Genomic DNA, 3850 nt, shown 5'->3' with positions numbered 1-3850 from the left:
TTCTTAAATTGGCAATTTTAATCGCTAATTCTTTGTTGTCTTTATCGTTATTGTTGTTCGCTCGCATTTGGTAAGCATTCCAAATTTCCTTACGCAATTTTCTGTTTGAACTGTATTGTAAAAATGGCATTACGCTTGAATTCGATAAAGTAAAAACCCATTTTCCAGCTTTTCCTTTCGCTTTAGCATCAGAGGCAGAGGTTTCAATTAACCCGTCTGGTAAACCAGCTAAGTCGTTTTTATTTGAAATTACTAATTCGTATGAATTGGTTTCAGCCAAAATATTTTGTCCATATTTTAATGTAGAAACTGCCATTTCAGAATTGATTTCTCTTAATCTTTTTTTATTTTCTTCTGATAAATTAGCACCGCTTCTAACAAAGTTTTTATAAAGATTCTCCAAAATCTTAGCTTGTTCTTTATTTAATTTGAGATTCTTTTGGTTGTCCCAAACGTTTTTTACTTTTTGGAATAAAGCATCATTCAGATAAATATTGTCGTTATGTGCTGATAATTTTGGAGCTAATTCTTTAGCAATAGCTTGAATTTCTTCGTTGGTGTTTGCACTATTAAGATTAGAAAAAACTGTATTTACTCTAGAAAGTAATTTTCCTGAATTTTCCATTGCTAAAACCGTATTCTCAAAAGTAGGTTTTTGTTTGTTCGAAACGATAGCGTTAATTTCGGCTTCTTGTTTTTTAATTCCTTCTAAAATAGCAGGTTTAAAATGTTCATTTTTAATTAAATCGAACGGAGGAACTTGATAAGGCGTGGTATACGTTTCAAAAAACGGATTCATAGTAGTTTTGTTTTTGTCTTGTGAATTAACCGTTACAGCACTTGTTAAGGCTGAAAATAAAAGTAATGTTTTGATTTTCATTTTGGTGAAATTTAAAACGTAAAAATAAGAGATTTCTATTGCTAAGTCTAAAACTTAACGATATTTTATGAAATCTAAAAGTTGCATTCCAAAATCTGAATTTTAAAGTTATCTTTGCACCTTCAAAAATTTAAGGAATACCTTTTAACCTTTTAAACCTTAAACTTTTAAACTTACATTATGATTACAGTAAACGACATTGCCGTAGAATTTGGCGGAACCACTCTTTTTAGCGAAGTAACTTTTGCCATTAATGAAACCGATAAAATTGCCCTTATGGGGAAAAATGGAGCAGGAAAATCTACGCTTTTAAAAATTGTTGCCGGAGTAAATAAACCAACTCGTGGTGTTATTTCGGCGCCAAGCGATGCAGTTATTGCTTATTTACCGCAGCATTTGCTAACGGAAGATAATTGCACTGTAATGGAAGAAACATCAAAAGCGTTTGCTTCGGTGTTGAATATGAAAAAAGAAATCGACGAAATCAATGAACAATTAACTGTTCGTACTGATTATGAAAGTGATGAGTATATGAAATTGATTGAAAAAGTTTCGGAATTATCTGAAAAATATTATTCAATAGAAGAAGTAAATTACGAAGCCGAAGTTGAAAAAATATTAAAAGGTTTAGGATTTGAAAGAGAAGATTTCAATCGTCCAACCAAAGAATTTTCTGGTGGTTGGAGAATGCGAATTGAATTGGCAAAAATCCTATTAACAAAACCCGATTTAATTCTTTTAGATGAGCCAACCAATCACTTAGATATGGACAGTATTGAATGGTTGGAAGAATTTTTAATTACACAAGCCAAAGCAGTGATGGTAATTTCGCACGATAGAGCATTTGTAGACAATATTACAAATCGTACTATTGAAGTAACAATGGGAAGAATTTACGATTACAAAGCTAAATATTCTCATTATTTAGAATTACGAAAAGATAGACGCGTTCACCAACAAAAAGCGTATGAAGAACAACAAAAATTCATTGCCGACAATCAAGCTTTTATTGAACGTTTCAGAGGAACATTTTCTAAAACCGAGCAAGTGCAATCACGTGTTAGAATGTTAGAAAAAATTGTTCCTATTGAGGTTGATGAAATTGATACTTCGGCTTTGAAGTTGAAATTTCCACCATCGGCTCGTTCTGGTCAATATCCTGTAATTGTTAAAGATTTAGAAAAGTCGTACGGTGATAAATTAATTTTTAAAGATGCAAATTTAGTTATCGAGCGTGGACAAAAAGTAGCTTTCGTGGGTAAAAATGGTGAAGGTAAATCAACTATGATTAAAGCCATCATGAAAGAAATTGAAATTAATGGTGGTTCTGTAGAAATTGGTCACAATGCACAAATTGGCTATTTTGCTCAAAATCAAGCCGCACAATTAGACGAAAACGCTACTATTTTTGAAACGATTGATAGAATTGCTGTTGGAGATGTTCGTACACAAATTAAAAATATTTTGGGAGCCTTTATGTTTCAAGGCGATGATATTCAAAAGAAAGTGAAAGTGCTTTCTGGAGGAGAAAAAACACGTTTGGCAATGATTAAATTATTGTTAGAACCCGTGAATCTTTTAATTTTAGATGAGCCTTCGAACCATTTAGATATGAAAACAAAAGACATCATCAAAGATGCTTTGCGTGATTTTGATGGAACTTTAATCTTAGTTTCACACGACCGTGATTTCCTTGACGGATTGGCAGAAAAAGTTTTTGAATTCGGAAATAAACGTGTTAAAGAACATTTCGAAGATATTAAAGGGTTCTTAGCTCATAAGAAAATGGATTCGTTGAAAGAGATTGAAAAATAAGATTTGTGAATAAATAAAAAGAGCTCCTTAATTGGAGCTTTTTTGTTTTAAAACGGATTTGCACTAGTTTATATTTTTATTAATATTCTGACCTATTTCTTGGTCAATTCAATAAAAATTTTAAATTTGTATAGTTGCCTAAGTATTTATTTGATTTTAGCTTAAAATTTAACAAATTCCTTTTGATTAGAAATGTTTAAAAGAGTAGTAATAATTTTTTGGATACTGTTTTCTTTTCAACTTTCCTTTGGGCAAGGAATTGGCTATAAAGATAAGTATGCAAGAGGTTTGTACGATAAAGCATTAAAAGGGCTAAACGATTTAAAATGTAGCGAATCATTATTGTATTCCCAACAACTTTTAGAATACGCTTTAAAGAAAAATAAATATGATATGGCTGCGGCCTCGTATAATATTATTGGGTTAAATTTTGAAGAGTTTGGCGATTTAAAAAAATCTATTCAATATTACAATTCGGGTGTTTCTTATGCAAAATTAGCTAAGAATGATACTATCGAAAACTACCTTTACAACAATATCGGAAATTTATATTATTTTAAATTAAAAGATTCAAAAAAAGGACTTCATTACTACCAAAAATCTTATGGGTTATCTAAAAGGATTGATACTAAAAGAGATATCGCCTTCGCAGAAATTAATTTAGCCGACGTTTATCTTGAATTAAAAGAATATAAAAAAGCAAACTATTATCTAAAATTAGTGAAAAGTAAGATGGTTCCTAACGATTACGAAATGGGAATGTCTTATTACTCATTAATGGGCTATTATTACGAAATGCAAAATGATTTTTTAAATGCAGAGAAAAATTATTTAAAATGTATTTCAGATTTTAAATTTCAAGAGTTTGAATATCACAAATCGCATCAATTGGATATTTACGGAATGGTTTATAATTTCTATAAAAAACAGAATAAAATAAAAGAAGCACTTTATTACTTAGAAAAACACGACCAACTTCAAGACGAACTTTTTAGTAAAGAAAGAAATATCGAAATTAAAATGGCTGGTGGCGATATTGAAGCCCTGGAATACAAATACAAAGTCCAACAAATTGAAAACGAAAAGAAAATTCAGGAGCAAAAAATAAATTCAAGCACTCGTTTTAATAAAGTGGTTTTAATTTTTTTAGGCTTT

At 30.4% G+C, this 3850-nt stretch carries 2 protein-coding genes and 1 pseudogene; 2 read left to right on the top strand and 1 reads right to left on the bottom strand.

Annotated features, from left to right (window positions below; all coding sequences use genetic code 11):
- Window positions 1–880: pseudogene (locus L6Q46_RS13040) on the bottom strand (peptidase M3); the annotation flags it as partial.
- A 180-nt stretch (window positions 881–1060) separates the two neighbouring features.
- Here L6Q46_RS13040 and L6Q46_RS13035 point away from each other — a divergent pair.
- Together L6Q46_RS13035 and L6Q46_RS13030 are read left to right on the top strand one after the other, a co-directional pair.
- Window positions 1061–2695, top strand: a complete 1635-nt coding sequence (locus L6Q46_RS13035; protein WP_291284673.1) for an ABC-F family ATP-binding cassette domain-containing protein — start codon at window positions 1061–1063, stop codon at window positions 2693–2695.
- Between the two features lie 192 nt (window positions 2696–2887).
- The coding region (locus L6Q46_RS13030) for a tetratricopeptide repeat protein (RefSeq protein WP_291284672.1) at window positions 2888–3850 on the top strand (963 nt) is incomplete at its 3' end.

Source organism: Flavobacterium sp. (assembly GCF_023151265.1).
GTDB lineage: Bacteria > Bacteroidota > Bacteroidia > Flavobacteriales > Flavobacteriaceae > Flavobacterium.
This window is presented reverse-complemented; position numbering and strand designations above follow the sequence as displayed.